Origin of the sequence: Sphingobacterium sp. UDSM-2020 (assembly GCF_016132525.1) — a bacterium.
In the GTDB taxonomy this organism is placed as follows: Bacteria; Bacteroidota; Bacteroidia; order Sphingobacteriales; family Sphingobacteriaceae; genus Sphingobacterium; species Sphingobacterium anhuiense.
The window spans coordinates 4,763,843-4,789,379 of the sequence record NZ_CP066166.1; the positions used below are offsets into that span (position 1 = coordinate 4,763,843).

Below are 25,537 nucleotides of genomic sequence, written 5' to 3' on the forward strand. Positions count from 1 at the left end.
ATTACAGTTTAATCAGTTCTTTATTAATTAACGACTCTGTTAATGGCACATATCCATTTTCCAATAAATAACTCTGCGATTTTTTCTTTAGCACAAATGAAATGAATTCTTTAACGAGCAAATTATCAGGCTTCCCTTTTGTGATAAACGAAAGATCTCTGGCTGGTGGGCTAGGGTAATGGTTGTTACTGACAGCATCCGTTAAATCATCTATGGTACTATAAAAATCTTCGTTTTCACTGATCTGCCCATCTGCATTTAGATCGATTGGCAAGACATCAATTTTATCCATTACTTTTTTTGTTTTTAAGTCATAGACGTAATTGATGTTGTTAAATCCTATGGCATTTTTATCGTCTTTAATTGCCTGTGCAATTCCTGGATCACCAAAGATTCCCACGCCTTTTAAATCCTCCTGCTTACTTTTAAAGAAATTGGCCCAAGTTTCGGCGGCACCGGCGGCATCAGCACGTGTGTACACGATCACCGGATCTTTTGAAAATCGCGCGTCGATCTCGTTCCAGGTTTTATATTTTTTATTGATAAATATATTTTTGAGTTCCGCATGGGTCAAACCACGTTCTTTAAGTAAGGTATAATTTGGATTTTCAGCATTAATGGTACAGATCACAGCATCTTTAGCAACATGGATAGGAAAGGCGCCTTTTGCTATTTCCTGTGGATGAAGATCGCGGGAAATAAGTCCGATGTCGACCATACCGGTCAATGCATCTGCAATTCCTTTGCCTGCTCCGCCAGCTGAAATATTAAAACGCACATGTGGATGTTCCTTTTTAAACTCTTCACTCCATAAGACTACTAAAGGATAGAGTGCAAACGCTCCAGATAAGGAAATATTACCTTCAAATCCTCTTTCTTTTGTATAGCCATTCTCTATTTTAGGAGCACACGCGTTATTCGTAAGTAACAACAATAAGCTTAATATAAGTATATTACGGTTGTTTTTTTTCATTTTATCTATCTCTATAGGATTGGTCTACAATAATATTTTTGACAAATATATATTAATTTAATAGATTTTATAGATTATATAGTTTTTTTTTCTACTTTTGAACCAAATAGAAGAGAATACAGACCAATAAATAGAATTTCAGCATATGCAAAGTTTCCGTACAGAGCTTGAAAACCCTGTGGTTGAGCAAGAGATTATTGATTTAGAAAAGAAAATTAGACTTTTTCAGGAAGGGAAAATTACGGATGAAAAATTTCGTTCATTGCGCCTTGCAAGAGGGGTTTACGGTCAACGTCAACCTGGAGTGCAAATGGTGCGTATTAAATTACCTTTTGGAAAAGCAACTTTCAAACAAGTGATTAAAATATCTGATGTATCGGATGAATATGCGATTCGCAATCTGCATATCACGACCCGTCAGGATATTCAGATACACTTTGTTAGTCTAGATCGCACACCAGAGTTATGGGCCAAATTGGCAGAGGATGATATTACTTTACGTGAAGCCTGTGGTAATACTGTGCGTAACGTAACGGCATCACCTACAGCCGGAATAGACCCAAAAGAACCTTTTGATGTTTCTCCGTATGCGCAGGCCGTTTTCGAATTTTGTTTAAGAAACCCGATCTGTGCGGAAATGGGTCGTAAATTTAAGATGTCATTTTCTTCATCAGATGATGATACTGCTTTTTCATATATCCATGATCTTGGCTTTATTCCTAAAATACAGGTTATTGATGGTAAAGAAGAACGTGGTTTTAAAGTTCTGTTAGGTGGTGGATTGGGTTCTCAACCTTTTCTAGCGCACTTGGTACATGAATTTTTACATGAAGATCAGTTGATTCCGTTTGTTGAGTCTTCTTTACGTGTATTTGACCGCTATGGCGAGCGTAATAATAGAAATAAAGCACGCTTTAAATACCTGATCCAAAAATTGGGTATTGATGAAGTGTTAAGATTAATTGCTGAGGAACGCGTTGCTAATAATGTAAAATCTTTTCAGATCAACCGCGATACGATCACGCAACCGACTCCACCGGATACGGATGCCGTGGAAAGTTTATCTTTGGATTTAGATCCGGATTACCTGATCTGGAAGTCAACAAATACTTTTGAGCAAAAGCAGCAAGGTTTTTATGGTGTATTTGCTAAAATATCTACTGGTGATCTTCCAACTGAAAAAGCACGAGTTTTGGTTGCTGGACTGGAAGGTCTGGTTGCCGATGAAATTCGTTTCACTCAGAATCAGGGATTGTTGCTTAAGTATGCTACCGAGAAAACGCTTCCTCATATTTTTAAATTATTGACGAAGCTTGAGTTGGCTTCTCCTGGATTTGAAAGCACGTCTGATGTGACGACCTGCCCAGGTACGGACACATGTAATCTGGGTATTTCAAACAGTACAGAGATGGCACGGGTTATTGAGTCATACATTCGTGATTTTTACGCAGATTTTGTTTACAACCGTGAACTGAAGATCAAAATTTCAGGCTGTATGAACTCTTGTGGACAGCATGGATTGGCGCATCTGGGTTTTCATGGAAGTTCTGTAAAAGCAAACGGTAAAGTCGTTCCTGCTGCACAGGTCATGATCGGTGGTGGTACTGTTGGTGATGGTGTAGGTCGTGTGGCCGAAAGAATTATCAAAGTACCTACCAAAAGAGTACTGCACGTGGTTGACCTGGTTTTAACGGATTATAAAAAGAATGTTCAGGAAGGTGAAAACTTTCATGCTTACTATGACCGTCAGACTAAAAACTATTTCTACACCTTATTGAAACCTCTTGCTGATCTAACAACACTATCTGATGATGAATATATTGATTGGGGTCATCAGGAGACTTTTGAAACAGCGATCGGTGTGGGTGAATGTGCGGGTGTCATGATTGACCTTGTTGCTACTTTGATCTTTGAAGCTGAAGAAAAAAGAGCTTGGGCGGTTTCTGCTCTTGAGGAGAAAAAGTATGCGGATGCTATTTATCATGCCTACAGTACTTTTATAGGTTGTGCTAAAGCATTATTATTGGATAAAGGTGTTAATGTGAGTTCACAGCATGCTGTGATCCAGGAGTTCCAAGCGCAATTTGTGGAACAACATATTTTTGAATTGGAAACTACGTTCCCAGAACTGGTTTTGCAAATAAATAAGAATGAGCCTACTCCAGAGTTTGCTGAAAACTACCTTGAGAGCTTGAATACATTCTTTAACGCTGTGTATGAGTATAGAAATGCGGTGAAAGTTAATTAATGAGGAGGATAGAAGATGAATATTAAACCAAAAGTAACTTTGGTCGGAGCGGGTCCTGGTGATCCTGAATTGATCAGCTTAAAAGGTATAAAAGCGATAAAGGCAGCGGATGTAATTTTATACGATGCTTTAGTGGATGAGAGTTTATTGGATTTTGCCAGTGCAAACTGCACGAAGGTATATGTTGGGAAAAGAGCGGAACAGCTTTCTACTTCACAGGATCAGATCAACCAGTTACTGGTCGATTATGCGCTGACTCATGGTCATGTGGTGCGATTAAAAGGCGGAGATCCATTTGTATTTGGACGTGGTGGTGAAGAACTTGATTTTATTAATCAATATGATATCGAAACAGCGGTTATTCCGGGTATTTCCTCTAGTATCGGATTAACGGGCCTCCAAAAGATTCCTTTAACTTATCGCGGTATAAGTGAAAGTTTTTGGGTGATAACTGGCTCTACAACTGAAGGAAAACTCTCAGAGGACTTATATGCAGCTGTTAAAACAAATGCAACAGTAGTGGTGCTGATGGGATTTGGTAAGCTAACAGAAATAGTCGCATTATACAAACAGCATGGTAAAGAAAATCTGCCTATTGCATTGATTCAAAATGGCTCTATGCCAAATGAAAAAATTATTATCGGTACGATTGACGATATACTGGACGAAACTCAGGAAAAACGCATTGGTGTACCGGCTATTATTGTTTTGGGCGAAGTTGTTTCTAAGCATCCGAATTTTAAACATATTATTGAAAAATACGCAACTGTTTAAATGAATACGCTATTTCCAATTTTTGTCAAGCCAGATCAGATTCACATTTTATTAGTGGGAGGTGGACCGATCGGGTTAGAGAAATTTCAAGCAATCATTCAGAATAATGATAAAGCACATATAACAGTAATTGCGACTAAAATATGTCATGAATTTAAAATCATCATGACGCAATATAAGCATATCGTTTTTGAAGAGCGTGATTTTGTGGAATCGGATCTTGATGAAAAACATCTCGTGATGCTGGCAACAAACAATCATGAACTTAATGATCAAATAAGAGCGTTAGCGAGTTCAAAACATATTTTGCTAAATGCGGCAGATAAACCGGAACTATGTGACTTCTATCTTGGATCGATCGTTAAAAAAGGTAATTTGAAAATTGCGATTTCAACGAACGGTAAATCCCCGACAATTGCAAAAAGAGTAAAGGAGTTTTTACAGGAAATGCTTCCTGAGGAGATTGATGAAACATTGGAATTGATGAGCCAGTTGCGGAATCAATTAAAAGGTGATTTTCAGTCAAAAGTCACGGCGCTGAATAAACATACAAAATCATTAATTGAGAGAGATGGAAATTAGTGGAATTAAAGAACTTTTATCAGGAAAACAGGGAGCGGATCTGCTTCAGGTTATTACTGAACAATATCCTAATCAGGTTGTATTTTCGACATCTTTCGGTATCGAAGATCAGATTATTACAGATTGGATAGGAAAGAGCAAAGTGAATATCAGGGTTTTTACTTTGGATACGGGAAGACTTTTTAAGGAGACTTATTCGTTATGGAGCAGAACTGCTGAGCGCTATGCGCTAAAAATTGATACGTACTACCCGAATACCGAAAAGGTTCAGGAATTTGTTTCTGAAAAGGGGCCGAACTCATTTTATGAGTCTGTTGAAAATAGAAAATCTTGTTGCTACATACGCAAAATAGAGCCTTTACAGCGGGCTTTGCGAGGTGCCAAAATTTGGATAACAGGAATTAGAGCGGAGCAATCGGCGAATCGTCACGATATGGAGTATATCGAGTATGATGAGGGAAATAATATTATCAAAATTCATCCGCTATTTGACTGGACTTTTGAGATGGTTACCAATTATATTAAAAGCGAGCGTATACCTTACAATATACTGCACGATAAGGGCTTTCCGAGCATCGGATGTGAGCCCTGTACCCGGGCTGTTCAGGAGGGTGAAGATTTTCGCGCCGGCCGATGGTGGTGGGAAGATCAGAGTAAAAAAGAGTGTGGATTACATGTGACAACAAAATAAAGCAAGATTAAATGGATTATTTAGATCAACTAGAAGCAGAATCAATCTATATATTACGTGAAGTGGCCGGGCAATTTGAAAATCCTGCGCTCTTATTTTCTGGTGGAAAAGATTCGATTACTTTGGTTCATTTGGCATTAAAAGCATTTAGACCGGGTAAATTTCCTTTTCCACTGGTGCATATTGATACAGGTCACAATTTTCCAGAAACCATTGCATACCGCGATTGGTTAGTAGAACAGATCGGTGAAAAACTGATCGTAGGACATGTGCAAGATAGTATTGACGCAGGTAAAGTTGTTGAGCAAAAGGGGAAAAATGCCAGCAGAAATGCTTTACAGACGGTGACTTTACTGGATACAATTGCTGAAAATGGTTTTGACGCCTGTATTGGCGGGGCACGTCGTGATGAGGAGAAAGCAAGGGCTAAAGAGCGTGTATTCTCTGTTCGTGATGAATTTGGACAGTGGGATCCGAAGCGCCAACGTCCTGAATTATGGAATATCTTTAACGGAAAAATCAATAAGGGCGAAAATGTCCGCGTATTTCCAATATCAAACTGGACGGAACTGGATGTTTGGAATTACATCAAACGGGAGAATATTAAACTTCCAAGTATTTACTTCAGTCACGAGCGTGAAGTGATCACCCGGAATGGCCAATTAATGGCAGCTGCGTCTTTCTTAAACATCGATGAAGAGGATGTTGTGGAAACAAAATCAGTCCGATTCAGAACAGTCGGTGATATGACCTGTACTGCAGCTGTGGACTCGCAGGCTACTGCCTTAGATGATATCATTGCAGAAATAAAAGCCTCTACAGTAAGTGAGCGTGGTGCCCGTATGGATGATAAAGTTTCTGAAGCGGCAATGGAAGACCGAAAAAAACAGGGATACTTCTAAGGAGCAATGCAATAAGGTTTGGTGACTAATACAAAAATCTAGAAAATGAAAATTTTAAAATTTATAACGGCTGGTTCTGTTGATGATGGTAAAAGCACATTGATCGGCCGTTTATTATATGATACAGATTCGATACTGGACGATCAACTGGAAGCGATAAAAAAGGCTAACCGCAAAAATAATGATGGGACTGTGGATCTAGCAATTTTGACCGACGGATTGAAAGCTGAACGTGAACAGGGAATTACGATCGATGTTGCTTATAAATACTTTCAAACAGAGCACCGCAAATTTATCATTGCTGATGCACCGGGACACATACAGTACACACGCAATATGATAACAGGGGCTTCTAACTCCGATCTCATCATTATATTGGTCGATGCGCGTAAAGGGGTTATTGAGCAAACAAAACGTCATTCTTTTTTAGCAAAACTACTTGAACTTAAAAAAGTTTTAGTGTGTATCAATAAAATGGATATGGTGGATTATAGCCAGGAAGTGTTTGAAAACATTAAAGCTGATTATCAGACCTTAGCGGAACGTTTAAAATTGACTGATGTTGATTTTATGCCGGTTTCTGCACTAAAAGGTGACAATATTGTGCATTCTTCGGAACATTTGACTTGGTATGAGGGACCTTCTTTATTGTCTTATCTCGAGACGATAGAATTTAAAGAGGCAGATCAGCAAGCTTGGCGTTTACCGGTGCAATGGGTGGTAAGGCCACAGACCGAGGAGTTACATGACTACAGGGGATATGCTGGACGTGTTGTTGGTCATGGTCTAAAAGTAGGAGATGATGTGCTAATTTTACCTTCTTCTATTAAAAGTAGCATCAAAAGTATTGAACTGGCTGGAGTAGATTTGCAGGAAGCGGAAGATGGCCAGTCGGTTATTGTCCATCTTGCAGATCATGTTGATATCAGCCGTGGTGATACCATTGTAACGGCTCAAAATTCGGGTCTGGTGGAACGTAATTTTGAAGCGAATATCTGCTGGTTTGACAACAAGGCTCTGGATACGAATCAAATTTATTTGTTTCAGAATTTCGGTAGAACGACAAAAGTGAAAATAAATGAAATCATTCATAAAGTGGATATCAAGAACCAGGAATATAAGTATGGTGAAGGGATAGCTCTTAATGATATAGGCCGTGTACAGATTAAGGCCGCTGAAGATATCTCGTTTGATCTTTACCAGGATCACCAGGCAACCGGCAGGGGCATTATCATTGACCCGCGCACTAACTTAACAGTTGCGGCTGTTATGATTGAAAGCGTTGCTTAGCAGGCGAGGGGGATAGAAAGTCAAGTAAATTACTTTTTAATTAACATGAAAAAGGGTGGCCTTATTGGCCACCCTTTTATCATTAACATTTTTTTATTCTTATTTCCAACCTCCACCTAAGGCTTTGTATAACACTAATTGATTTAAGATCTTTTCTTCTAGAATATTGACCTGCTCAATTTGAGCAGCAAGGGATTCTCTTTGACTGGTGATGATCTCTAAATAATTGATACGGCCTGCCAAAAATAAATCATGAGCGGAATTTACGGATGATTCTAAAGCAACGACTTGTTCATTTTTGTGCTGAAAGCGTTCAATAATATGATCTTCTGTCAGCAAGGCATTGGATACTTCGTTATAAGCCTGTAAAACAATCTTCTCGTAATTCAAGAATGAAATACCATAATTTCCTTTGTACTGTTCATACTGCGTCTTTAATTCTCTTTGATTAAAAATCGGAGCTGTAATGCCACCGAATAAACCGTAAGTTGCCGATTTATTGATGTCAATCAGTTTATCGAAGCTAAATGAATTTAAGCCGATAAAAGGAGATAAGACTATTGCGGGTAAAAAAGCAGCTTTCGCAGCATGAACTTCATGCATGGCCGAAACCATCTGATGAGAGGCTTCGCGGATATCTGGTCTCAATGCAAGCATTAATGCGGGATCTCCAGAAGCCAATTTATCAAACAGGTGTACTTCTTCCAGCTGAATTGCAGTACGTTCAATAGGCTGATTCACACGTCCAATAAGGAAATTGATGTGATTTTCGAGAATACTGATTTCTTGCTTCGTCTTAGCACGATCTGACTTGGAGTTTGCTAGAATAGCTTTAAACTGCTGAACAGCTAATTCGGTCGCTCGACCCGCTTCTTTTTGTACTTCAATAATAGCTAAGGCTTTTTCCTGCAGTTTTAGATTTCTTTCAAAGACTGCTAACTGATTATCCAGACTGATGAGCTGATAGTAGGCAGAACCAATATTGGTCACCAATTCGGTCGCAATCAATTGCTTTGCTTCAAGCTGTGCTAGATAATTCTCGTACGATGACTGTCTCAGATTTTTTAATTTGCCCCATACATCGATTTCCCAAGAACTGCGCAGTCCTACAAAATAATCTGGAATAGCAGGTGATGGAATCTTTTCGTCTGATTTTAAGTTTTCTGAAAAGTTACTATCGTAGTTACCAATGCCTTCTTCGGTATAAAAGCCATACTTTGTCAAACCTGCGCCAACTTCAGCATTTACTTTTGGAAATAGCGCAGCTTTTTTCTGTTTGAAGCTTGCTTGAGCAATCTCAATACGCTTTATCGCCATTTGTAAATCATAGTTATACAGTAATGCTGAATCCACAAGGGCAATCAGTTTTTTATCTTCAAATACTTTTCTCCAAGAAATCTGACCTATCGAACTATCGGTTTGCACATTTGCCGGCGAAAATTTTTCGGGCAATGCTGTCGCTTGCATCGGTGTCAGCTTTTTAGGAACAGAACAGCTCGATATTAAAATAACAGCAAGCACTACAGAAACTACTGTTGCTAATTTCTTCTTCTTAACTTTTGCTGTTCTTTTTGAACAGAGAACATAAAGTGCCGGTATAATCAAAACACCGATTATGGTTCCGATCAACATACCTCCAACGGAAGCGGTACCAATTGTTCTGTTACCGATAGCACTTGCTCCAGAGGAGAACATCAATGGAATAAGTCCCGCCACAAAGGCAAATGATGTCATTAAAATTGGTCTTAGACGTGCTATCGCACCGTCGATCGCGGCCTCCACAATGGACATGCCCTGTTTGTTTTTGAGTACTGCATATTCGACAATCAAAATGGCATTTTTTCCTAAAAGCCCAATCAGCATGACGAGTGCCACCTGTGCATAAATGTTGTTTTCTAATCCCAATAACTTTAAAAATAGAAACGCTCCGAACATACCGGCGGGAATACATAAGATAACAGGTAAGGGCAAGAAGAAACTTTCATACTGCGCCGCCAATAGTAAGTAAACAAACAATAGTACTAAGGCGAAAATGTAAATAGTCTGATCGCCAGAAGCAATCTGCTCTTTAGTCATACCTGACCATTCAATACTATAGCCTTGCGGTAAGCTCTTCGCAATCTCCTGAATGGTTTCAATTGCTTGTCCGGTACTGAATCCAGATGCCGGCTGCCCATTGATCATGGCGCTTGTAAACATGTTATAGCGTGTAATCTGTTCCGGTCCAAATACGCGCTTCATGGTAATAAAGGCTGAATAAGGAACCATTTCGCCATTATCGGTTTTCACAAAAAGATTTAAAACATCTTCGGGCTGTTTCCGATAATGTGCGTCTGCTTGCACCATTACTTTATACATCTGTCCATAACGAATGAAATTGGTGGCGTAGAAGCTACCCATAAGTGTTTGCAATGTATTCATTGCATTATCCACAGATATTCCTTTCTTGGCCGCTAAATCGTAGTCAATTTCCAACATATACTGCGGAAAGTTAACGTCAAATCCTGAAGAAACGCTTTCTATAGCTTCGCTGGCGTTTAGTTTATTCATGAATTCTTCCAATACAACAGCCGTTTTATTGAGATCTTCAGTTCCTGTTTTATCCAGTAAACGAACCTCAAAACCTGCGGCATTACCAAAACCGGGAACGGTAGGCGGAGGGAAGAACTCGATCTGTGCATCTGCGATATGTGCTGTTTTTTCTTTGAGTTCATTCATCACATCATCAACTGTCTGCGCACGGTCTTCCCAAGCTTTTAAATTGATCATTCCCATACCGTAAGATGAACCTGATACTTCTGTCAAAATACTATATCCGGCAAGAGTTGATACCGTTTCTACGGACTCTAAACTTCTTGATATACGATCTACTTCATCTAACGCTTTCTCTGTTCTATCAACTGTGGCTCCTGGAGGTGTTGTGACACTGACATAGACCATACCTTGATCTTCCGTGGGAATAAAACCGGATGGTAGGATCGCACTTGTTCCCCAAGTTGCTACAAAAGATAATACCAGAACAAGTACTGTAAGTCCGCGACGGCTTACGGTTTTCGATAAAAATCCACGGTATTTTCCAGCTAATTTGTCGTAAGCTTGATTGAATTTTTTAAAGAAACGTGTCATCCAGTTATTTTTCTCTTTCTGATCGTGCGGATTTTTTAACATGATCGCGCAAAGTGCGGGTGTTAGTGTCAGGGCATTGATACCGGAGATAATAATAGCTGAGGCCAATGTGAGCGAAAACTGTCGATAAAAAATACCGACGGGTCCATCAAGGAAGGCCACGGGTATAAATACGGCTGACATGACCAAAGTGATCGCAATTACAGCAGTACCCACTTCTTTCATTGCCGCTAACGTAGCTTCCATAGGTGGAAGATTTTCCTCTTCCATTTTGGCAAATACGGCCTCGACGACGACAATACCATTGTCAATTACAATTCCGATCGCTAATACGAGTGCAAATAGTGTCAATAAGTTGATTGAGAATCCGAGCATCTGCATACAGAATAGTGAACCGATCAAACTCACCGGAACAGCTAAGATCGGGATCAATGTCGCTCTAAAATTCTGTAAGAATATAAATACGACAATAAACACCAATAAGAATGCCTCAAGCAGGGTTTTGATAACACTGGATATCGATGCATCTAAAAAGCGGGAAACATCATAACCCATTGTATATTTCATACCTGCCGGGAATGTGGCTTTTTGTAATTCCGCCATTCTATCTTTAACACGTTTGATAACATCTTGTGCATTGGATCCCGGCAATTGCTTTAACATGATGGAAGCCGAAGGTCTACCATCAGTTTTAGAAACCATTTCGTAATCTAATGAGCCGAATTCGATCTCAGCAACGTCTTTTATACGGATAATAGAACCATCTGCATTTGCCCGAATAGGTACATTGGCATATTCTTCCGGTTCCGAGAATTTTCCCGGATAACGAAGTACATACTGTTGCATATTGACCATTTTATCCGAACTGATACCGGTCTGACCAGGGGCAGCTTCGATATTTTGTTTACGAAGGGAAGCAATTAGTTCGTCGGTTGAGATGTTGTAAGCCGCTAACCGATCAGGTTTAACCCAAACACGCATCGCGTAATCACGCATACCCATAATTTGAGCAAAACCAACGCCTTCAATACGCTTTAGTTCCTTTAAAACATTGATATCTGTAAAATTGTAAATAAAGCGTTCATCAGCAGTTTCATCTTCAGTATACAGATTGAGATACATCAACATACTGTTTACCTCTTTTTCTGTGGTAACACCTGCGCGTGTCACTTCCTCGGGAAGCTCATCTAATACTGTTGTTACCCGATTCTGCACATTTACTGCGGCAATATCGGGATCAATTCCAACTTTAAAAACGACTTGAATGAGTGTTGTTCCATTGTTAGTGGAAACGGTATTCATCGAGGTCATACCTGCAACACCGTTGATCGCACGTTCCAGCGGAATGGCAACAGCATTGGTACTGACTTCCGCATTTGCTCCTGTGTAATTTGCGGTAACAACGACCGACGGAGGTACAATATCTGGAAACTGGGTAACAGGTAGTGTAAATAAGGCCAATAATCCTAGTAACGTTATAAATAATGAAATTACCAACGATAGGATAGGCCTTTTTATATAAACATCAAACATAAAATATTTTTAAAACAAAGTTTTTATAACTTAACAGGGATTACTTCCACCTTCATACCATCCTTCAAGGATTGTACACCTTCGTATACGATCTGATCTGTATCAGACAAACCTCCATTCACGATATAGTAATGCCCGACACGTTGGCCAGCTTCAAAAGATTTCATCGAAACAGTTTTATCTTTATTTAAGATATAGACGTAAGTTTTATCCTGAATTTCAAAAACAGATTTTTGATGTACAAATTTGGTGTCGCCGGTCTGTATTGGAACAGAGATTTTACCTGAAGCACCATGCTTTAACATGCCCTGCGGATTTGAAAACCTAGCCCGTAAAGATATTGATCCTGTGTTCTTCTCAAATTCACTTTCAACAATGGATGCCTTTCCAGGATATGGGTACGGATTACCGTCAGCGAGGATCAGTTTTACATCTTTGTTAAAAGAATCTTTGTTAAACGATGAGTCAGATACAATACTTAAGTACTCATTTTCAGAAATGTCAAAGTATACATTTACTTCGTTAAGTGAGGAAACGGTCGTTAGTAAAGAACCTTGCTCTAAGAGTGATCCTTCTTTTAGGGGAATACGATCAATCTTACCATCAAAAGGAGCACGTACTAATGTGAAATTCAACTGCGTTTTAGCTTGTTGCATGATCGATCTTGCTTCTTCGACCTTTGACTCCGCAGCTGTATATTGTAATTTAAGTAATTCGACTTCTGTTTTACTTACGATGTTTTTCGCGGCTAGATCTTTTGTACGTTCTAACTCAAGAACCACTTTTTTGACATCTGTAAGTGCTGCATTAAAGTTGGCTTTTGCGCGCGCATAATCGGCTTTATATTCTTCATCACTGAGTCTGAACAATACTTGACCTTTCTTTACTGCGGCACCTTCATCCACATAGATGTGTTCTAAAAAGCCACTTAAACGTGATCGAAGTTCGATATTTTTGACTGATTGTATATCAGCAATATAGTCTTTGTAAATTGTGGTATCCATAACAACTAAATTGGATACAGGTACTTTTTTAGGAGCTGTACTTACCTGTTTATCATTGCTTTTGGCTGTGCAGGCAGATAAAATCGCTAGGCATGACAATGCATACCAAGACATGGAACGTGTTTTCATATAAAAAATAAAATGTTAACGAATAGAATAAATCAATATAAAATATTGATTATTAGAAAATTAGACTCTTAAAATCTAATTTAAAATTAAAAAATAGGGCAGGGGGTAAACTAGAATAAACTGTATCGGTAGAGATACTGATAGTAACCTGATAAGCAGGCATTTTTCTTACTGTAAAGCGGGTGCTTTTTCTGTTTTAAAATTGATAATGCAGAATAAACAAGTCCCAGAACGAAAATAAAAACGGATAAAATCTGAGGATTAAAATTGAAAATACGATAATCGTCAAACTGAACTTCAGAATCTTTTTCAGGAACTTCAATGGGAATATCCAACACATCGTCAAGAACAAATTCAAGTAATGAATCTCCGGTAAAATATTGTGTGGAAATATTTGATGCACGCGTATTGGTATTGACGCCAGCCTGATAAAAAAGGATGTTCAAGTAACCAAATAATGCCAAGAAGTGAAATATTTTAATCCACATAAAAAACAAATATATAAAATCAAATAGTTATGCTGGAACAACCACATAAATATTACAAAAGAAAAACATTGTCTTAATATTTGATGCAGCTGTATTTTATCAAAATTCCTAATCGCTGAGATTTCAATAAAAAAAAATGAACGGATAATTGTCCAGATAATCAAAATCTCAGAGATGGTTTTTTAGAATATAATTTCGCTGTTTTATTTTTCATTTCGATTATTGATCGATCCATTTCGACGGGAAATTTGTGAACAGTTTTATTTAGAGTTCATCTGGTTTGAATTGTATTGAAATTAGCCACATAAGATGAACAGTAATATGCAGGTGGTATTTTGATTAAGTCATACAGATCAATATTGATTGATTCTTTAGCACAATAAGCCTTTGGTGGTTATATCACATGAACAAAGTCTTATAAATAAAATATTTCCAAGTATAAATGAAACTACCGCCATTATATGGAACCCTTGTAAATGAGCATATTAATAAGTCATATAATTTATATTATGTTAAATAGAAATTATATGATCATCCCCTCATACATTTATATCTAAAATTTGTTTACCAAAAATGACTATTTCGCAACATCGTATTTAAGTTCATCTAGGTGTTTTTTAACAAATTATTACTGCGCTATATCAAGCTACTACAGTACAATTTATAATCTTCAGAATCTTTTGAAGAATGGTTTTATACGGGATTTTGATTCATCTATGACAGCTAGGTATATCGATGTCGATTGTTTTAAATTTCATTTCTCTACTGCTATCAGATTGATTCTTTTCGATTCATAATACCGTTATATGCTATTGAATATCATGCTTTTATTTTGTAAATTAGATCATCAATGTATCTGTAAATGTGTAAATCGTATGAAAAAATCAAAATGGATTATAGACTCTGCCCACTCCTCGGTACAATTTCGTATTACTTATTTGGTAATAGCCTCTATTAGAGGAAGTTTTAACACTTTTAACGGTTTCGCTGAATGGGGTGAGCATTTTAAAGAAGCCTCTATACAATTTAATATTGATGCAAACAGTATCAATACAAATGTGGAAGAAAGAGATAAACATTTGAAAAGTGCTGATTTCTTTGATACAGCACAATACCCGACAATTTCATTTAAATCCACTAGTTTTAAAAAGATTAAGGGTGAGAAATTTCGATTGGAAGGCCATTTAACCATGCATGGTCATACAAAATTGGTGGAGCTACAAGTGGAATATAATGGTAAAATAATTGATCCACAAGGTCAGGAAAAAATTTCATTTGAGGTGACCGGAAAAGTGAGCCGATGGGAATTTGATATGAAATATAATTCAGTTTTAGAGGCCAATAGTCTCTTGATTGATGAAGATATTGATATTTCAATTCAATTGTTACTCAATAAAGAGCAATAAATTTATTATTTTGCGTGTGTAAATTAAATACTGTATCAAAATGGCACACGAACTTTTGGCAAAACTGGCGAATAAAGAAATTATTTTTTCAGATGTTTTGAACTACATAGCAGCTCGTTATGAGCACACCCCTACTGCATTTACGAATGGAAATCAAGTAAATCAAGAGACGGAAAATCAAGGCAGTGCAAAGATTCTTGCTTTTGCTAGTTTAAACAATTTAGATAAAGATCAGACTCTTGCCCTATTTGCGGAGCATTATGAGGCTGTTTTAAATGATCCTGATGGTGATAATCATCAAAACATACGTCAATTTATGATTAGTGGCTGGGATGGCGTATCGTTTAGCGGTGTTGTTTTAACGCTGAAATTAGAGGCCTGATAATAAAAAAGCCGTTATTTTCATAACGGCTTTTTTTATGCAATAAAACTTGGAACTTGTCATTGATTAATGCGAATGTTCTCCGGAATTAGTCATTTTGGCTAATAAAAAGAATGCCCCTTTTTGAACAATCTTCGTATGTTCATCTAATTCTTTTATAGGAGTAATTGCGGTATATCCTCTTGAGGAAACTCCTTTAACAACCGGAACTCTTTCATATTCGTTACCTACTTCTCCATGGTTGTGGTCCGCATGATCTTCGTGACTATGGGTATCAGCTTCTTTTGGTTCTGATCCATGTGCTTTATGGTCTTCCTTTAATATGAAAATGTAATCTTTACCTTCGGCACTTACAATACAATCTGTGGGAACAGCAAGTGATTTTTCATCTCCAATAACAACTGTACCTTGAACTTGCATGCCATTAATAAGTCCTTCTTTGTTGCCTAAAACCTGGGCATGAACTGCGATTGCATTGGTCTCTTTTTCAAAAGCCTGTCCGAGCTGATCTATTTTTGCTTCATATGAAGCATTAGCGTTGTTAACGGGAGAAAATAGAATTTTTTGCCCTTTTTTCACTTTTGAGAAATCTTTTTCATATACATACATATCCACATGCAATGCATCATTATTGACAATTTCTAAAATTGGTGAAGACGCCTCGATACGTGTTCCAATCAATCCTTGAATCGAAGCCACCACTCCCGAGATTGGCGCCTTAATCGTAATTTGTGAAGAAATGTGCAAAGACCCTCCTCCGGATGACAGCTGTCGTGACAAACTGTTCTTTTGAGCTTTCAAATTGGCCAGTTCGACCTCAACTTGCTGTAGCTTTTTTAAAGGTGCGGCGTTTCCTTCTACCAATTCCTTCTGACGGTTGACTTCAATCTGAGTTAATGAAATCTGATTGTTAATCAGTTGTAATTGCTCTTGCATTTTAATCAGATCTGGATTGAGCACTTTTCCTAAAATCTGTCCTTTCTTAACAAAATCTCCCGGTCTAGCGTAAAGTTCTTCCAAGACTCCACCATATACAGATGTCACGTAGGCTTTTTTATCATTCGGCACATCAAGCACACCATTGAGTACTAAACCATTACTTAGCATCTGATAGGATAAATTTGTATAGGTTAATCCTACCTGCTTTTCTTGGGCTGCTGTCAATGTAAGCGCCTCTTCCTCATGCTCTTGCTCCCCTTTCTCTTCTGTTTGCTGTTTTTCAGTTGAAGTATTGGTTTGACATCCTAGAGCGATTACGCTACTAGCAAAAAATAAACTATATCGAATTAAAAACTTTAGTTTCATGATACTTAATTTGAATGGTAATATTGATATTGAATCACACTTTGATTGTACGCATTCAAAGCTGTTAGGTAATTTATTTTTATATCAATGGACTGTGATAGAAATTGGATAAGATCTGCGTAACTGATTTCACCACTTTGATAGGCTAAATTGGCAGCTTTCATAATGCCCTCGGATTGCTTTAATCCTGATTGTTCATAAAACTGCAATTGCTTCTCATTTTTGGTGATTTCCTTCTTTGCATTACCTTGTTGCGCTGTAAGGCTAATTTTCAGCTGCTCCAATTCTTGTCTTTCTATTGCCGTCTCCAATTCAGCTATTTTAACTTTATTATGGTAATATTTATTAGAGAATAAAGGCATATTCATCGTTAGTGATATGCCGGTAACAGGATTCCGTTGTCCCCAAAGTTTTTGGGAGAAAGCTCTACCAGAAAAATCTGGCAACTTGGTTTTTTGCTCCATTTTGGTATTTGCTTCAGCCATCTCTATTGATTTCTGCTGTATTTTAAGCAAAGGATGATCACCTATTGAATCTGGCAATTGAAAAGCACTTATTTTTTGCAGCGCACTCTTGATCGGTAAAATCAAGTTGTTGTTATTTAATAAAACGCTGAAGTTTTGTGCGGCAATGGCTAAATCCTGCTCATTTTGTAGCATAATGGTTTTATTTTCTTGCCATTTTGTTTCTGCCGCCATCTGCTCCAAACCGGCCGCTTCCCCTGTTTTTACCCGAAGTTTTGCGGATTCAAATAATTTTTGATGGGTACTGTCCAGCTGTAGAAAGAAAGCTTGTCTAGCTTCTAGATAAATAAGCTGATAGTAATTTAAAGATACATCCCTTATCAGTTGTTTTTTCGCATCTTCTCTTTGCTCCAAAACCATTTGGGCATTCTTTTTTAAAAATTCTTTTCTAGCCTTATAAAACCCTGGCCAGGCGAAATCTTGACTTAACCCAACTTTCCATAATCCATTTGGCTCTAAAGGGGAGAAATCTTCATTCTCTACAAAAATTCCTGTTTTGCCATCGAAAGATTTCTGTTGGTCAATCTGTGATTTTTCAAGTTCTAATGCCGTGTTTTTAAAATTGAGATTGGCGTCCAAAGCTTGTGCTATAGCTTCTTCCAATTGAATCCTTTTTGGATTTTCTTGCGCTAAACTTATTGTAGAAAGTGATAAGAAAGCCAGCACTAATGATGTTATGATTGTCGATTTCCCTATTTTCATTTTCTTAGTATTAAAAAATAAGACATATAAACAAGGTAATACAAAAAGTGTCAAAAAGGTTGCAGACAACAAACCTCCTATGACAACTGTTGCCAACGGTTTTTGTACTTCTGCTCCAGCTCCCGTACTTAGAGCCATTGGTAAAAACCCTAATGAAGCCACTGTCGCCGTCATCAACACTGGTCTGAGTCGAATTTTTGTCCCTTCCCATACCCGCTCAAATACATCGGAAATTCCTTCCTTCTCCAATTGATTAAATGTGGAAATTAAAACAATACCATTCAGTACAGCTACTCCAAATAATGCTATAAACCCTACACCTGCGGAAATACTAAAAGGCATATCGCGGATTAATAGTGCAAATACTCCACCTATTGCACTCATAGGTATGGCTGTGAAAATTAGTAAGGATTCTTTAATTGACCTAAAAGTCAGGTAAAGTAATATAAAGATAAGCAACAATGCGCCCGGGACTGCCAGTGCTAATCTTTTAGAAGCTGCATTTAGATTTTCAAATGTCCCACCGAAAGTATAGTAGTAACCTGTTGGCATCACATCCATCTTTGTCAGTTTTTCCTGAATCTCATTTACTACTGAAGTAACATCGCGCTCTTTTATATTAAATCCGATCACGACAAGTCTCTTCCCTGATTCTCTGCTGATCTGTGCAGGGCCATCTTTTATACTAATGGTTGCCAGTTGGCTCAATGGAATCTGATCTCCATCCCCAGTTAAGACTGGTAGGTTTTCAACATCGGCCATTGACGTTTTATATGCGCTATCTAAACGAACAACAAGGTCGAATTTCCTTTCATTCTCATATATCGATCCTGTGCTTGTGCCAGCGAAAGACATAGCAATAACTTTATTTAAGTCCTTGACTGTTACGTTGTGCAGCGCTAACTGTGTTCTGTTGTAAACAATCGAGATCTGTGGTAGCCCTGTTGTACGTTCAATCTGTGGTGCTGAAGCTCCTTCAACACTTTGTACAACTTGACCTACACGACTTGCAATCGTTGCAAGTGAGTCTATATTTTCACCAAATATTTTTATGGCAACGTCCTGTCTCACACCTGTCATCAATTCATTAAATCGCATCTGAATAGGCTGCGATGCTTCAAAGAATACACCTGGAATGACGGAAAGTGAATCAAGCATGCGCTCTGCTAGTCCCGTATATGTATCCCCGGATTTCCATTCTGACATTGGTTTCAAGGTGATAATCATATCTGTTGCCTCGGGCGGCATTGGATCTGTCGGGATTTCGGCACTACCTGTTTTGCCTACAACAATTTTTACTTCGGGAAATTTTTTAATAATTTTCGCAGCCTGCATGGATGTTTCTATACTCTGTGAGAGTGAAGATCCTTGTGGTAAAATACAATGAAATGCATAATCTCCTTCTTGTAATTGCGGTATAAATTCACTGCCCATTTTACTAAATAGGAAGCCGGAAAAACCTAAGAGTGCTACTGTTAATAATAATAGTGTTCTTCTTATGCGGACAGCCTTTTGAACTAATGGTGCATACCATTGTTGCAATTTGGCCATCATCTTATCGGCGAAAGTAATTTTGTGGTGAGGCTTTTTGGATAAAAACAGTGCACTCATCATCGGTATATAGGTGAGTGATAATAATAGCGCTCCTATAATGGCAAAGCTAACGGTTTGCGCCATAGGGCCAAACATTTTCCCTTCGACCCCTACCAGTGTTAATATGGGTATATAGACAATGAGGATAATAATTTCACCAAATGCGGCGCTATTTCTGATTTTTGAAGATGATTGGTATACTTCCTCATCCATCTCAGCCTGATTCAGGACATGCTTACTTTTTCTAAGCCCCAGATGATGCATAGTTGCCTCCACGACAATTAAGGAGCCATCGACAATTAAACCGAAATCGATAGCGCCCAGACTCATAAGGTTGGCACTTACCCCAAATAAACGCATCATTCCTAATGCAAACAACATTGATAATGGAATTGCCGAAGCTACAATTAAGCCTGCTCTCAGGTTTCCTAGAAAAATGACTAAAACAAAAATGACGATCAGGGCACCTTCAATCAAATTTTTCTCAACCGTTCCAATAGCACGATTAACCAGATCTGTTCGGTCTGAAAAAGCTTCAACTACAACATCTTGAGGTAGAGATTGTTTAATTCTTTCGAGTTTTTCCTTTACTGCTGCGACTACTTCTGCGGAGTTCTGGCCTTTTAGCATCATAACAATGCCGCCTACGGCTTCTTTTTCTCCATTATAAGTCAGTGCACCATAGCGTACTGCAGCACCTTCACATACTTCTGCGACATCCCTAATATAAATAGGGAAGCCATTTTTATTTTTTACGGCAACATTGCCGATATCTTCCATGGATGTCAAAAGACCAATACCCCGTATAAAATAAGCACTGGGTTTTTTATCTATATATGCGCCACCTGTGTTTTGATTATTTTCTTCCAGGGCTGCAAATATTTCATTGATTCCGACACCGGTAGCTTTTAATTTATAAGGATTAACAGCAACTTCATACTGTTTTAGTTTTCCACCAAAACTATTGACTTCAGCAACACCAGGCGTTCCATATAGTTGTCTGGCGATAATCCAGTCTTGCATTGTTCTGAGATCTGTGGCAGTATACTTTGATTCAGCCCCTTTTGCAGGATGAATAACATACTGATAAATTTCACCAAGTCCCGTACTAATCGGCGCTAATTCTGGACTTCCGAGACCTTCCGGTATATTTTCCTTTGCTTCCTGCAGTTTTTCGCTGATCAATTGCCTTGCAAAATAAATATTGACATCATCGTCAAAAACTGCGGTAACAACTGAAAGTCCAAATCTGGATATCGAACGTAATTCTACCAGATCCGGTAGATTTGTTAATTTTTGTTCGATCGGATATGTGACGAATTGCTCCACCTCTTGCGTTGCTAAGGCCGGAGAACTTGTAATTATTTGTACTTGATTATTGGTAATATCTGGATTAGCATCTATGGGAATGTGCAATGCACTCCATAGTCCCCAGATGATCCATATCAGTGTAAAGAGTCCGATAATAATTTTATTACGGATACTGAACCTGATGATTGCGTTCAACATAATATTTTACTTAAAATAGCTATACAAAATGCTCATCATGAAGATAAGCGAATGAAAAGTAGTCAACTAAGACTTTATCGTAAAATTATGCGAGCTGGGGCGGTTGCCAAATACTAGAGTAATCAAACGAATATAAATTGGTTTCGTACGCAATTTTTCGTTTTGATTCTAGTAATACTATGATAAAGGAAATGGTATTTGTTTGTTCGATATTCAATACAGTAGAACAACAAGAGCAGATGCAAAAAGGTGAGCAATAGTCCTGATGTTCATCAGAATGACCCTTATCTTGCGTTCCGGTTATGTGTATAGCGGTGGCCTCCTGCACTTGGTCTGCACAAGGAACCATCGTTAACCCGATGAAGTATAAGCATAATATATAGACGAATATCTTCAAATTTATCGATTGAATCTACTACAAAAATAATAAATTAATCAAGAATATGAAATTAAACGGCTATTTTTAATTTTCACACATAACTGCAAGTTTTTATAAAAAAAATGTAATGAAATAAGATTAATTTTTATATATTAGCAATTCAAAAGGGAAAATTTACTATAATACATGTCAAACACTTTTAACGAATTCATAAATTACGTTGAGAAACGCAATCCGAATGAACCAGAATTTCTACAAGCTGTACAAGAAGTTACAGAGGATTTAATTCCATTTATTTCTAAAAGTCATCCAGAATTACTTAAGCTGAAAATTTTAGAAAGATTAGTTGAACCTGAGCGCGTTATTTCTTTTCGCGTTGCTTGGTTAAATGACAAGAACGAGGTTGAAATCAATAGAGGTTACCGCGTGCAGATGAGTAGCTCTATAGGTCCATATAAAGGTGGATTACGTTTTGCTCCTTCTGTCAACTTAAGTATCTTAAAATTTTTAGCTTTTGAACAGGTGTTCAAAAATAGTTTAACAGGTTTACCTATAGGTGGCGGTAAAGGCGGTGCAGATTTTAATCCGAAAGGTAAGTCAGATGCTGAAATCATGCGTTTCTGTCAAAGCTTTATGACCGAGCTGTTTAGACATATCGGTCCGGATACAGATGTACCAGCTGGAGATATCGGCGTTGGAACACGAGAAATTGGCTATTTATTTGGCCAGTATAAAAGATTGCAAAATGCATTTACAGGCGTATTAACAGGTAAAGGAAGTTCTTGGGGTGGATCTTACACGAGACCGGAGGCTACTGGTTATGGTTTACTTTATTTTGTTGAATGCATCTATGATTTCAATAATCAGGATTTAAAAGACAAAATCGTTGCTATTTCAGGTGCTGGAAATGTAGCGTATTACGCTGCTGAGAAATCAATCCAATTAGGTGCTACGGTAATTACGCTATCAAATAGTCAAGGAACAATCTATGATGAAGAAGGAATTACTTCTGAAAAATTAGCGTACATCGGAACTATCGGACGTGATTTAGATCAATATGTGGTTAAATATCCGAATGCAAAATATTTTACAGACAAAAAGCCTTGGGCGTTTAAATGTGATATTGCGCTACCTTGTGCTACTCAAAATGAGCTAACAAAAGAGGATGCGTTAACATTAATTGCTAATGGCTGTCAATGTGTAGCTGAAGGTGCTAATATGCCTTCAACAGCAGAAGCTATCAAAGTCTTCCACGATGCGAAAATTAGTTTTGCACCAGGGAAAGCTGCTAATGCAGGCGGTGTAGCTGTATCTGGCTTAGAAATGTCGCAAAATTCTATTCGCCAACAATGGACTAAAGAAGAAGTCGATTGTAAACTAAAAGATATCATGGTTAATATTCACAAAACTTGTGTTAAATATGGTCATGACAAAAATTACATCAATTATTTAAAAGGTGCAAATATTGGGGGATTCCTGAAAGTTGCCCGAGCAATGACTGAACAAGGCATCGTTTAATTTAACGTTGTATTTTTTCCATATAAACGGTTAATCCCTAAGTGGGATTAACCGTTTTTTTATTTACTTTGTAAAAAATAGCAACATGAGAATATTAGCAGAATTACCACATCCTGATTGTAAGATATCCATCTTTGGTATGAATCAAAAGTTCATCATTAAGTTTGAACAAGGGACATTGGAACAGTCATATAAGATTGCAGAAACCGATATCGTAGGCGGTGTGAATGGTGTCTTCGAATTACTGGATGAAACCTTTATCGCGGAAGTGTTAAACCACTTCAGTATCATGCGTAAATCCTTTATTGTTGCCTTTGATCGATATGATTCATAGGTTAATAAATTTGATACAAATTACTTATTATCAATTCATTAGAAATTGATAACATCTAAAACAAAATTAAATTTGGTCATAAGGTATGCGTATTTCAGCATTTTCTACAACATAGCTAATTTAGTTGTACCTTGAGTATATGTAATCTGTGTAAAGTATTGTAAAACAAAGAGCTACATAAGTCCGCAGAATATAATTTGGTTTAATAAATAAGTGCTTTTAACAAAAAAAAGGATATCCGACTGGATATCCTTTTTTTTTACGTTAGCTATTTATTTTTCAAAAAATCATCTATTTCGGGCGGAACCATTTGAGCAATGGAGCCCTTATTTTTCCAGACATCCCGAACGATAGTCGAAGAGATATGGGCAAGTCCACTCCTGCTCATCAAGAAATAAGTTTCGATCTGCGGAGCTAACAATAAATTGTTTTGTGCAATGCTATTTTCAAATTCAAAGTCAGCAGTATTGCGAAGTCCTCTTAGCAAGAAATTCGCGCCGACCTTTTTACAGAAATTAATCGTTAACCCTTCAAATGAAACGATTTCAATTGCCGGATGATCTTTGAAAACAGCCTGGATCGTATATAACTTGTCTTCTACAGTTAATAAGCCTTGTTTGGCACTATTTACTCCAACTGCGATATAAATCTTATCAAAAAGAGGTAAAGCACGCTCCACTAAGTCTTGATGTGCTAATGTAAAAGGATCAAAGGATCCTGCAAAAACCGCAATCTTCATAATTTAAATAGTATAAAATGAAAATGATGAATATCCATACTTCCGTTTTTCAATAAAATTTGAATGTGGATCCATTTCCCGGGTGGAAGGATGTTCAATAATCAATAAGCCTTCTTTATCCAAAAGTCCGCTATCTAAAATAAGGTGTGCCAGCTGCGGCAGTTTTGGAATATCATATGGTGGATCAGCAAAGATAAAATCAAACTTACCTTTGGCTGTTTGAATATACTTGAATACATCTGCTTTTTTAGCTTTTATAGTGGATATGTTCATTTTCTTTGCTGTATCCGTAATATATTGAACGCATTTAAAATGCAGGTCTACTGATTCAACTGAAGCTGCGTATCGAGAAGCTAATTCAAAACTGATATTACCAGTACCTGCAAATAAATCTAAACAATTCAGTTCATCAAAATCCAGTCGGTTTTGTAGAATATTAAACAAAGCCTCTTTTGCGATGTCTGTAGTTGGTCTTACTGGTAAGTTTGTGGGTGGATTAAGACGTATACCACCATATTGCCCTCCTATTATTCGCATAGTATCGCGTCAAATAATGTATTATATTTTTTAAAATTGATTCCTTCGATATCCTTATTGATATGAGCCTTACTTTTAGATTCTAAATGCGCTATGGTTGTCGAATATCTTTCTAAACATTTACGATAGGTATCATTAGGTATTTCGCCTGATACCAATACTTTAGAAACTTGATCAGTTAGTGAAAATTGTTGTATAATATTTAAAATGTAGTAATTTAAATCATCTGCAAAATGCACATCAAAAGAATTATACAACATGAATTGCCCATTTTGAAACAAGTATAAATCTACCAAATGATCGGATACAAAATGTACACCTAAAACGGAACCTCTAATTGGAACAAGATCTTGGGCCTGATCTAATATAATGCAGAACTCAGGGAAAATTTCTGCATCAGGGAAAAGCGCTTTCCATCTATTATATAAGATGAGATCGTATTCAAACACGGCAACAATTCCCAAATTTTTCATTTCATAGGTGTGAATATGATTGGGAACATGTTCTACCAAGTATGGTGCATATTCGCTTAATCGATCTTCTTGAAAAACCTCCTTAGGAATGAATGTTAAACTTTGATGAGGAATGACCACCTTAACATATCGAAAAGGTAAACTTAGGATTTGAGTAGCATCCAATTTTGGGTTTTCGGCGTCATATTCTAGCAACAGATTCAGATTTAACTGCTTGTCCGTAACTGCAATTACATCTTTGCTAAAACCCGCTTTCGCAGATAAGGTGTATTCTGGCAAAAAATGGATATTAAACTTCTCCGATATATAATTCATATTTATGCTTTCCAAATTCAATTATTAAATTGTACAACCTAACAAAATTAACTTTTCTAAACGATAAGACAAACCTTTTAG

Annotated in this window: 20 protein-coding genes; 10 read left to right on the plus strand and 10 right to left on the minus strand. The window is 37.5% G+C overall.

The window, feature by feature from the left end; all coding sequences use genetic code 11:
* Position 1 precedes the first annotated feature (1 nt).
* A complete protein-coding gene (locus tag JAZ75_RS20140; protein ID WP_168126589.1) occupies positions 2 to 973 on the minus strand; it encodes a PstS family phosphate ABC transporter substrate-binding protein in 972 nt (323 codons plus the stop codon).
* A gap of 145 nt (positions 974 to 1,118) precedes the next feature.
* Between JAZ75_RS20140 and JAZ75_RS20145 the strand changes: the two genes are divergently transcribed.
* The 6 genes from JAZ75_RS20145 to JAZ75_RS20170 are packed head-to-tail and all read left to right on the plus strand — an operon-like array spanning position 1,119 to position 7,460.
* Positions 1,119 to 3,221 carry a HEPN domain-containing protein gene (locus JAZ75_RS20145; RefSeq protein ID WP_208697985.1) on the plus strand — a complete coding sequence of 701 codons (2,103 nt, stop codon included), beginning with the start codon at positions 1,119 to 1,121 and terminating at the stop codon, positions 3,219 to 3,221.
* A 15-nt stretch (positions 3,222 to 3,236) separates the two neighbouring features.
* On the plus strand, positions 3,237 to 3,995 hold the full coding sequence (gene cobA, locus JAZ75_RS20150) for a uroporphyrinogen-III C-methyltransferase (RefSeq protein WP_132768214.1): 759 nt from the start codon (positions 3,237 to 3,239) through the stop codon (positions 3,993 to 3,995).
* On the plus strand, positions 3,996 to 4,577 hold the full coding sequence (locus JAZ75_RS20155) for a bifunctional precorrin-2 dehydrogenase/sirohydrochlorin ferrochelatase (RefSeq protein ID WP_132768216.1): 582 nt from the start codon (positions 3,996 to 3,998) through the stop codon (positions 4,575 to 4,577).
* Entirely contained in the window at positions 4,567 to 5,268 is a 702-nt protein-coding gene (locus JAZ75_RS20160) for a phosphoadenylyl-sulfate reductase (protein WP_208697987.1), read from the plus strand. Before JAZ75_RS20155 ends, JAZ75_RS20160 begins: the two co-directional genes overlap by 11 nt.
* Positions 5,269 to 5,279: 11 nt before the next feature.
* Entirely contained in the window at positions 5,280 to 6,170 is an 891-nt protein-coding gene (gene cysD, locus JAZ75_RS20165) for a sulfate adenylyltransferase subunit CysD (protein ID WP_132768218.1), read from the plus strand.
* A gap of 45 nt (positions 6,171 to 6,215) precedes the next feature.
* Positions 6,216 to 7,460 (plus strand): sulfate adenylyltransferase subunit 1, encoded by a 1,245-nt coding sequence (locus tag JAZ75_RS20170; protein WP_208697989.1) that lies wholly within the window; start codon positions 6,216 to 6,218, stop codon positions 7,458 to 7,460.
* A gap of 99 nt (positions 7,461 to 7,559) precedes the next feature.
* Here the strand turns inward: JAZ75_RS20170 and JAZ75_RS20175 are convergent, their stop codons facing one another.
* The 3 genes from JAZ75_RS20175 to JAZ75_RS20185 all read right to left on the minus strand — a co-directional run bounded on the left by JAZ75_RS20175 (position 7,560) and on the right by JAZ75_RS20185 (position 13,740).
* On the minus strand, positions 7,560 to 12,119 hold the full coding sequence (locus JAZ75_RS20175) for an efflux RND transporter permease subunit (protein ID WP_208697991.1): 4,560 nt from the start codon (positions 12,117 to 12,119) through the stop codon (positions 7,560 to 7,562).
* Between the two features lie 23 nt (positions 12,120 to 12,142).
* Positions 12,143 to 13,252 (minus strand): efflux RND transporter periplasmic adaptor subunit, encoded by a 1,110-nt coding sequence (locus tag JAZ75_RS20180; protein WP_021188205.1) that lies wholly within the window; start codon positions 13,250 to 13,252, stop codon positions 12,143 to 12,145.
* Positions 13,253 to 13,362: 110 nt separating this feature from the next.
* The gene (locus tag JAZ75_RS20185) at positions 13,363 to 13,740 is read right to left on the minus strand and encodes a hypothetical protein (protein WP_132839778.1); all 378 of its coding nucleotides are present in this window, start codon (positions 13,738 to 13,740) and stop codon (positions 13,363 to 13,365) included.
* Between the two features lie 875 nt (positions 13,741 to 14,615).
* Here JAZ75_RS20185 and JAZ75_RS20190 point away from each other — a divergent pair.
* Together JAZ75_RS20190 and JAZ75_RS20195 are read left to right on the plus strand one after the other, a co-directional pair.
* Entirely contained in the window at positions 14,616 to 15,146 is a 531-nt protein-coding gene (locus JAZ75_RS20190) for a YceI family protein (RefSeq protein ID WP_031287132.1), read from the plus strand.
* A 40-nt stretch (positions 15,147 to 15,186) separates the two neighbouring features.
* Positions 15,187 to 15,528 (plus strand): HopJ type III effector protein, encoded by a 342-nt coding sequence (locus tag JAZ75_RS20195; protein WP_132768224.1) that lies wholly within the window; start codon positions 15,187 to 15,189, stop codon positions 15,526 to 15,528.
* A 66-nt stretch (positions 15,529 to 15,594) separates the two neighbouring features.
* On the opposite strand, the gene JAZ75_RS20200 is transcribed toward JAZ75_RS20195, so the two are convergent.
* The 3 genes from JAZ75_RS20200 to JAZ75_RS26245 form a co-directional block, all read right to left on the minus strand.
* Positions 15,595 to 16,833, minus strand: coding sequence for an efflux RND transporter periplasmic adaptor subunit (locus JAZ75_RS20200; RefSeq protein WP_208697993.1), 1,239 nt, complete (start codon positions 16,831 to 16,833; stop codon positions 15,595 to 15,597).
* Positions 16,834 to 16,838: 5 nt separating this feature from the next.
* A complete protein-coding gene (locus tag JAZ75_RS20205; RefSeq protein ID WP_208697995.1) occupies positions 16,839 to 21,161 on the minus strand; it encodes a CusA/CzcA family heavy metal efflux RND transporter in 4,323 nt (1,440 codons plus the stop codon).
* An 85-nt stretch (positions 21,162 to 21,246) separates the two neighbouring features.
* Positions 21,247 to 21,558, minus strand: a complete 312-nt coding sequence (locus tag JAZ75_RS26245; RefSeq protein WP_409049524.1) for a DUF6660 family protein — start codon at positions 21,556 to 21,558, stop codon at positions 21,247 to 21,249.
* A gap of 168 nt (positions 21,559 to 21,726) precedes the next feature.
* Here JAZ75_RS26245 and gdhA point away from each other — a divergent pair, with 168 nt between their 5' ends.
* The gene (gene gdhA / locus JAZ75_RS20210) at positions 21,727 to 23,058 is read left to right on the plus strand and encodes an NADP-specific glutamate dehydrogenase (RefSeq protein WP_021188209.1); all 1,332 of its coding nucleotides are present in this window, start codon (positions 21,727 to 21,729) and stop codon (positions 23,056 to 23,058) included.
* Between the two features lie 85 nt (positions 23,059 to 23,143).
* Complete coding sequence (locus tag JAZ75_RS20215) at positions 23,144 to 23,392, plus strand: hypothetical protein (RefSeq protein ID WP_021188210.1); 249 nt, start codon at positions 23,144 to 23,146, stop codon at positions 23,390 to 23,392.
* 268 nt (positions 23,393 to 23,660) lie between these two features.
* On the opposite strand, the gene coaD is transcribed toward JAZ75_RS20215, so the two are convergent.
* From coaD to JAZ75_RS20230, 3 genes are read right to left on the minus strand one after another with little or no spacing between them, the layout of a single operon-like run.
* The gene (coaD, locus tag JAZ75_RS20220) at positions 23,661 to 24,131 is read right to left on the minus strand and encodes a pantetheine-phosphate adenylyltransferase (protein WP_132768230.1); all 471 of its coding nucleotides are present in this window, start codon (positions 24,129 to 24,131) and stop codon (positions 23,661 to 23,663) included.
* A 3-nt stretch (positions 24,132 to 24,134) separates the two neighbouring features.
* The gene (gene rsmD, locus JAZ75_RS20225) at positions 24,135 to 24,668 is read right to left on the minus strand and encodes a 16S rRNA (guanine(966)-N(2))-methyltransferase RsmD (protein WP_208697997.1); all 534 of its coding nucleotides are present in this window, start codon (positions 24,666 to 24,668) and stop codon (positions 24,135 to 24,137) included.
* Entirely contained in the window at positions 24,659 to 25,456 is a 798-nt protein-coding gene (locus JAZ75_RS20230; protein ID WP_021188213.1) for a DUF3822 family protein, read from the minus strand. The genes rsmD and JAZ75_RS20230 overlap by 10 nt, the downstream gene beginning before the upstream one ends.
* Between the last annotated feature and the right edge of the window lie 81 nt (positions 25,457 to 25,537).

Excerpts from the sequence above, each read along its gene's own strand:
- JAZ75_RS20140 (WP_168126589.1), bottom strand. The coding sequence starts at position 973 with ATGAAAAAAAACAACCGTAATATACTTATATTAAGCTTATTGTTGTTA.
- JAZ75_RS20145 (WP_208697985.1), top strand. The coding sequence starts at position 1,119 with ATGCAAAGTTTCCGTACAGAGCTTGAAAACCCTGTGGTTGAGCAAGAG.
- cobA (WP_132768214.1), top strand. The coding sequence starts at position 3,237 with ATGAATATTAAACCAAAAGTAACTTTGGTCGGAGCGGGTCCTGGTGAT.
- JAZ75_RS20155 (WP_132768216.1), top strand. The coding sequence starts at position 3,996 with ATGAATACGCTATTTCCAATTTTTGTCAAGCCAGATCAGATTCACATT.
- JAZ75_RS20160 (WP_208697987.1), top strand. The coding sequence starts at position 4,567 with ATGGAAATTAGTGGAATTAAAGAACTTTTATCAGGAAAACAGGGAGCG.
- cysD (WP_132768218.1), top strand. The coding sequence starts at position 5,280 with ATGGATTATTTAGATCAACTAGAAGCAGAATCAATCTATATATTACGT.
- JAZ75_RS20170 (WP_208697989.1), top strand. The coding sequence starts at position 6,216 with ATGAAAATTTTAAAATTTATAACGGCTGGTTCTGTTGATGATGGTAAA.
- JAZ75_RS20175 (WP_208697991.1), bottom strand. The coding sequence starts at position 12,119 with ATGTTTGATGTTTATATAAAAAGGCCTATCCTATCGTTGGTAATTTCA.
- JAZ75_RS20180 (WP_021188205.1), bottom strand. The coding sequence starts at position 13,252 with ATGAAAACACGTTCCATGTCTTGGTATGCATTGTCATGCCTAGCGATT.
- JAZ75_RS20185 (WP_132839778.1), bottom strand. The coding sequence starts at position 13,740 with ATGTGGATTAAAATATTTCACTTCTTGGCATTATTTGGTTACTTGAAC.
- JAZ75_RS20190 (WP_031287132.1), top strand. The coding sequence starts at position 14,616 with ATGAAAAAATCAAAATGGATTATAGACTCTGCCCACTCCTCGGTACAA.
- JAZ75_RS20195 (WP_132768224.1), top strand. The coding sequence starts at position 15,187 with ATGGCACACGAACTTTTGGCAAAACTGGCGAATAAAGAAATTATTTTT.
- JAZ75_RS20200 (WP_208697993.1), bottom strand. The coding sequence starts at position 16,833 with ATGAAACTAAAGTTTTTAATTCGATATAGTTTATTTTTTGCTAGTAGC.
- JAZ75_RS20205 (WP_208697995.1), bottom strand. The coding sequence starts at position 21,161 with ATGTTGAACGCAATCATCAGGTTCAGTATCCGTAATAAAATTATTATC.
- gdhA (WP_021188209.1), top strand. The coding sequence starts at position 21,727 with ATGTCAAACACTTTTAACGAATTCATAAATTACGTTGAGAAACGCAAT.
- JAZ75_RS20215 (WP_021188210.1), top strand. The coding sequence starts at position 23,144 with ATGAGAATATTAGCAGAATTACCACATCCTGATTGTAAGATATCCATC.
- coaD (WP_132768230.1), bottom strand. The coding sequence starts at position 24,131 with ATGAAGATTGCGGTTTTTGCAGGATCCTTTGATCCTTTTACATTAGCA.
- rsmD (WP_208697997.1), bottom strand. The coding sequence starts at position 24,668 with ATGCGAATAATAGGAGGGCAATATGGTGGTATACGTCTTAATCCACCC.
- JAZ75_RS20230 (WP_021188213.1), bottom strand. The coding sequence starts at position 25,456 with ATGAATTATATATCGGAGAAGTTTAATATCCATTTTTTGCCAGAATAC.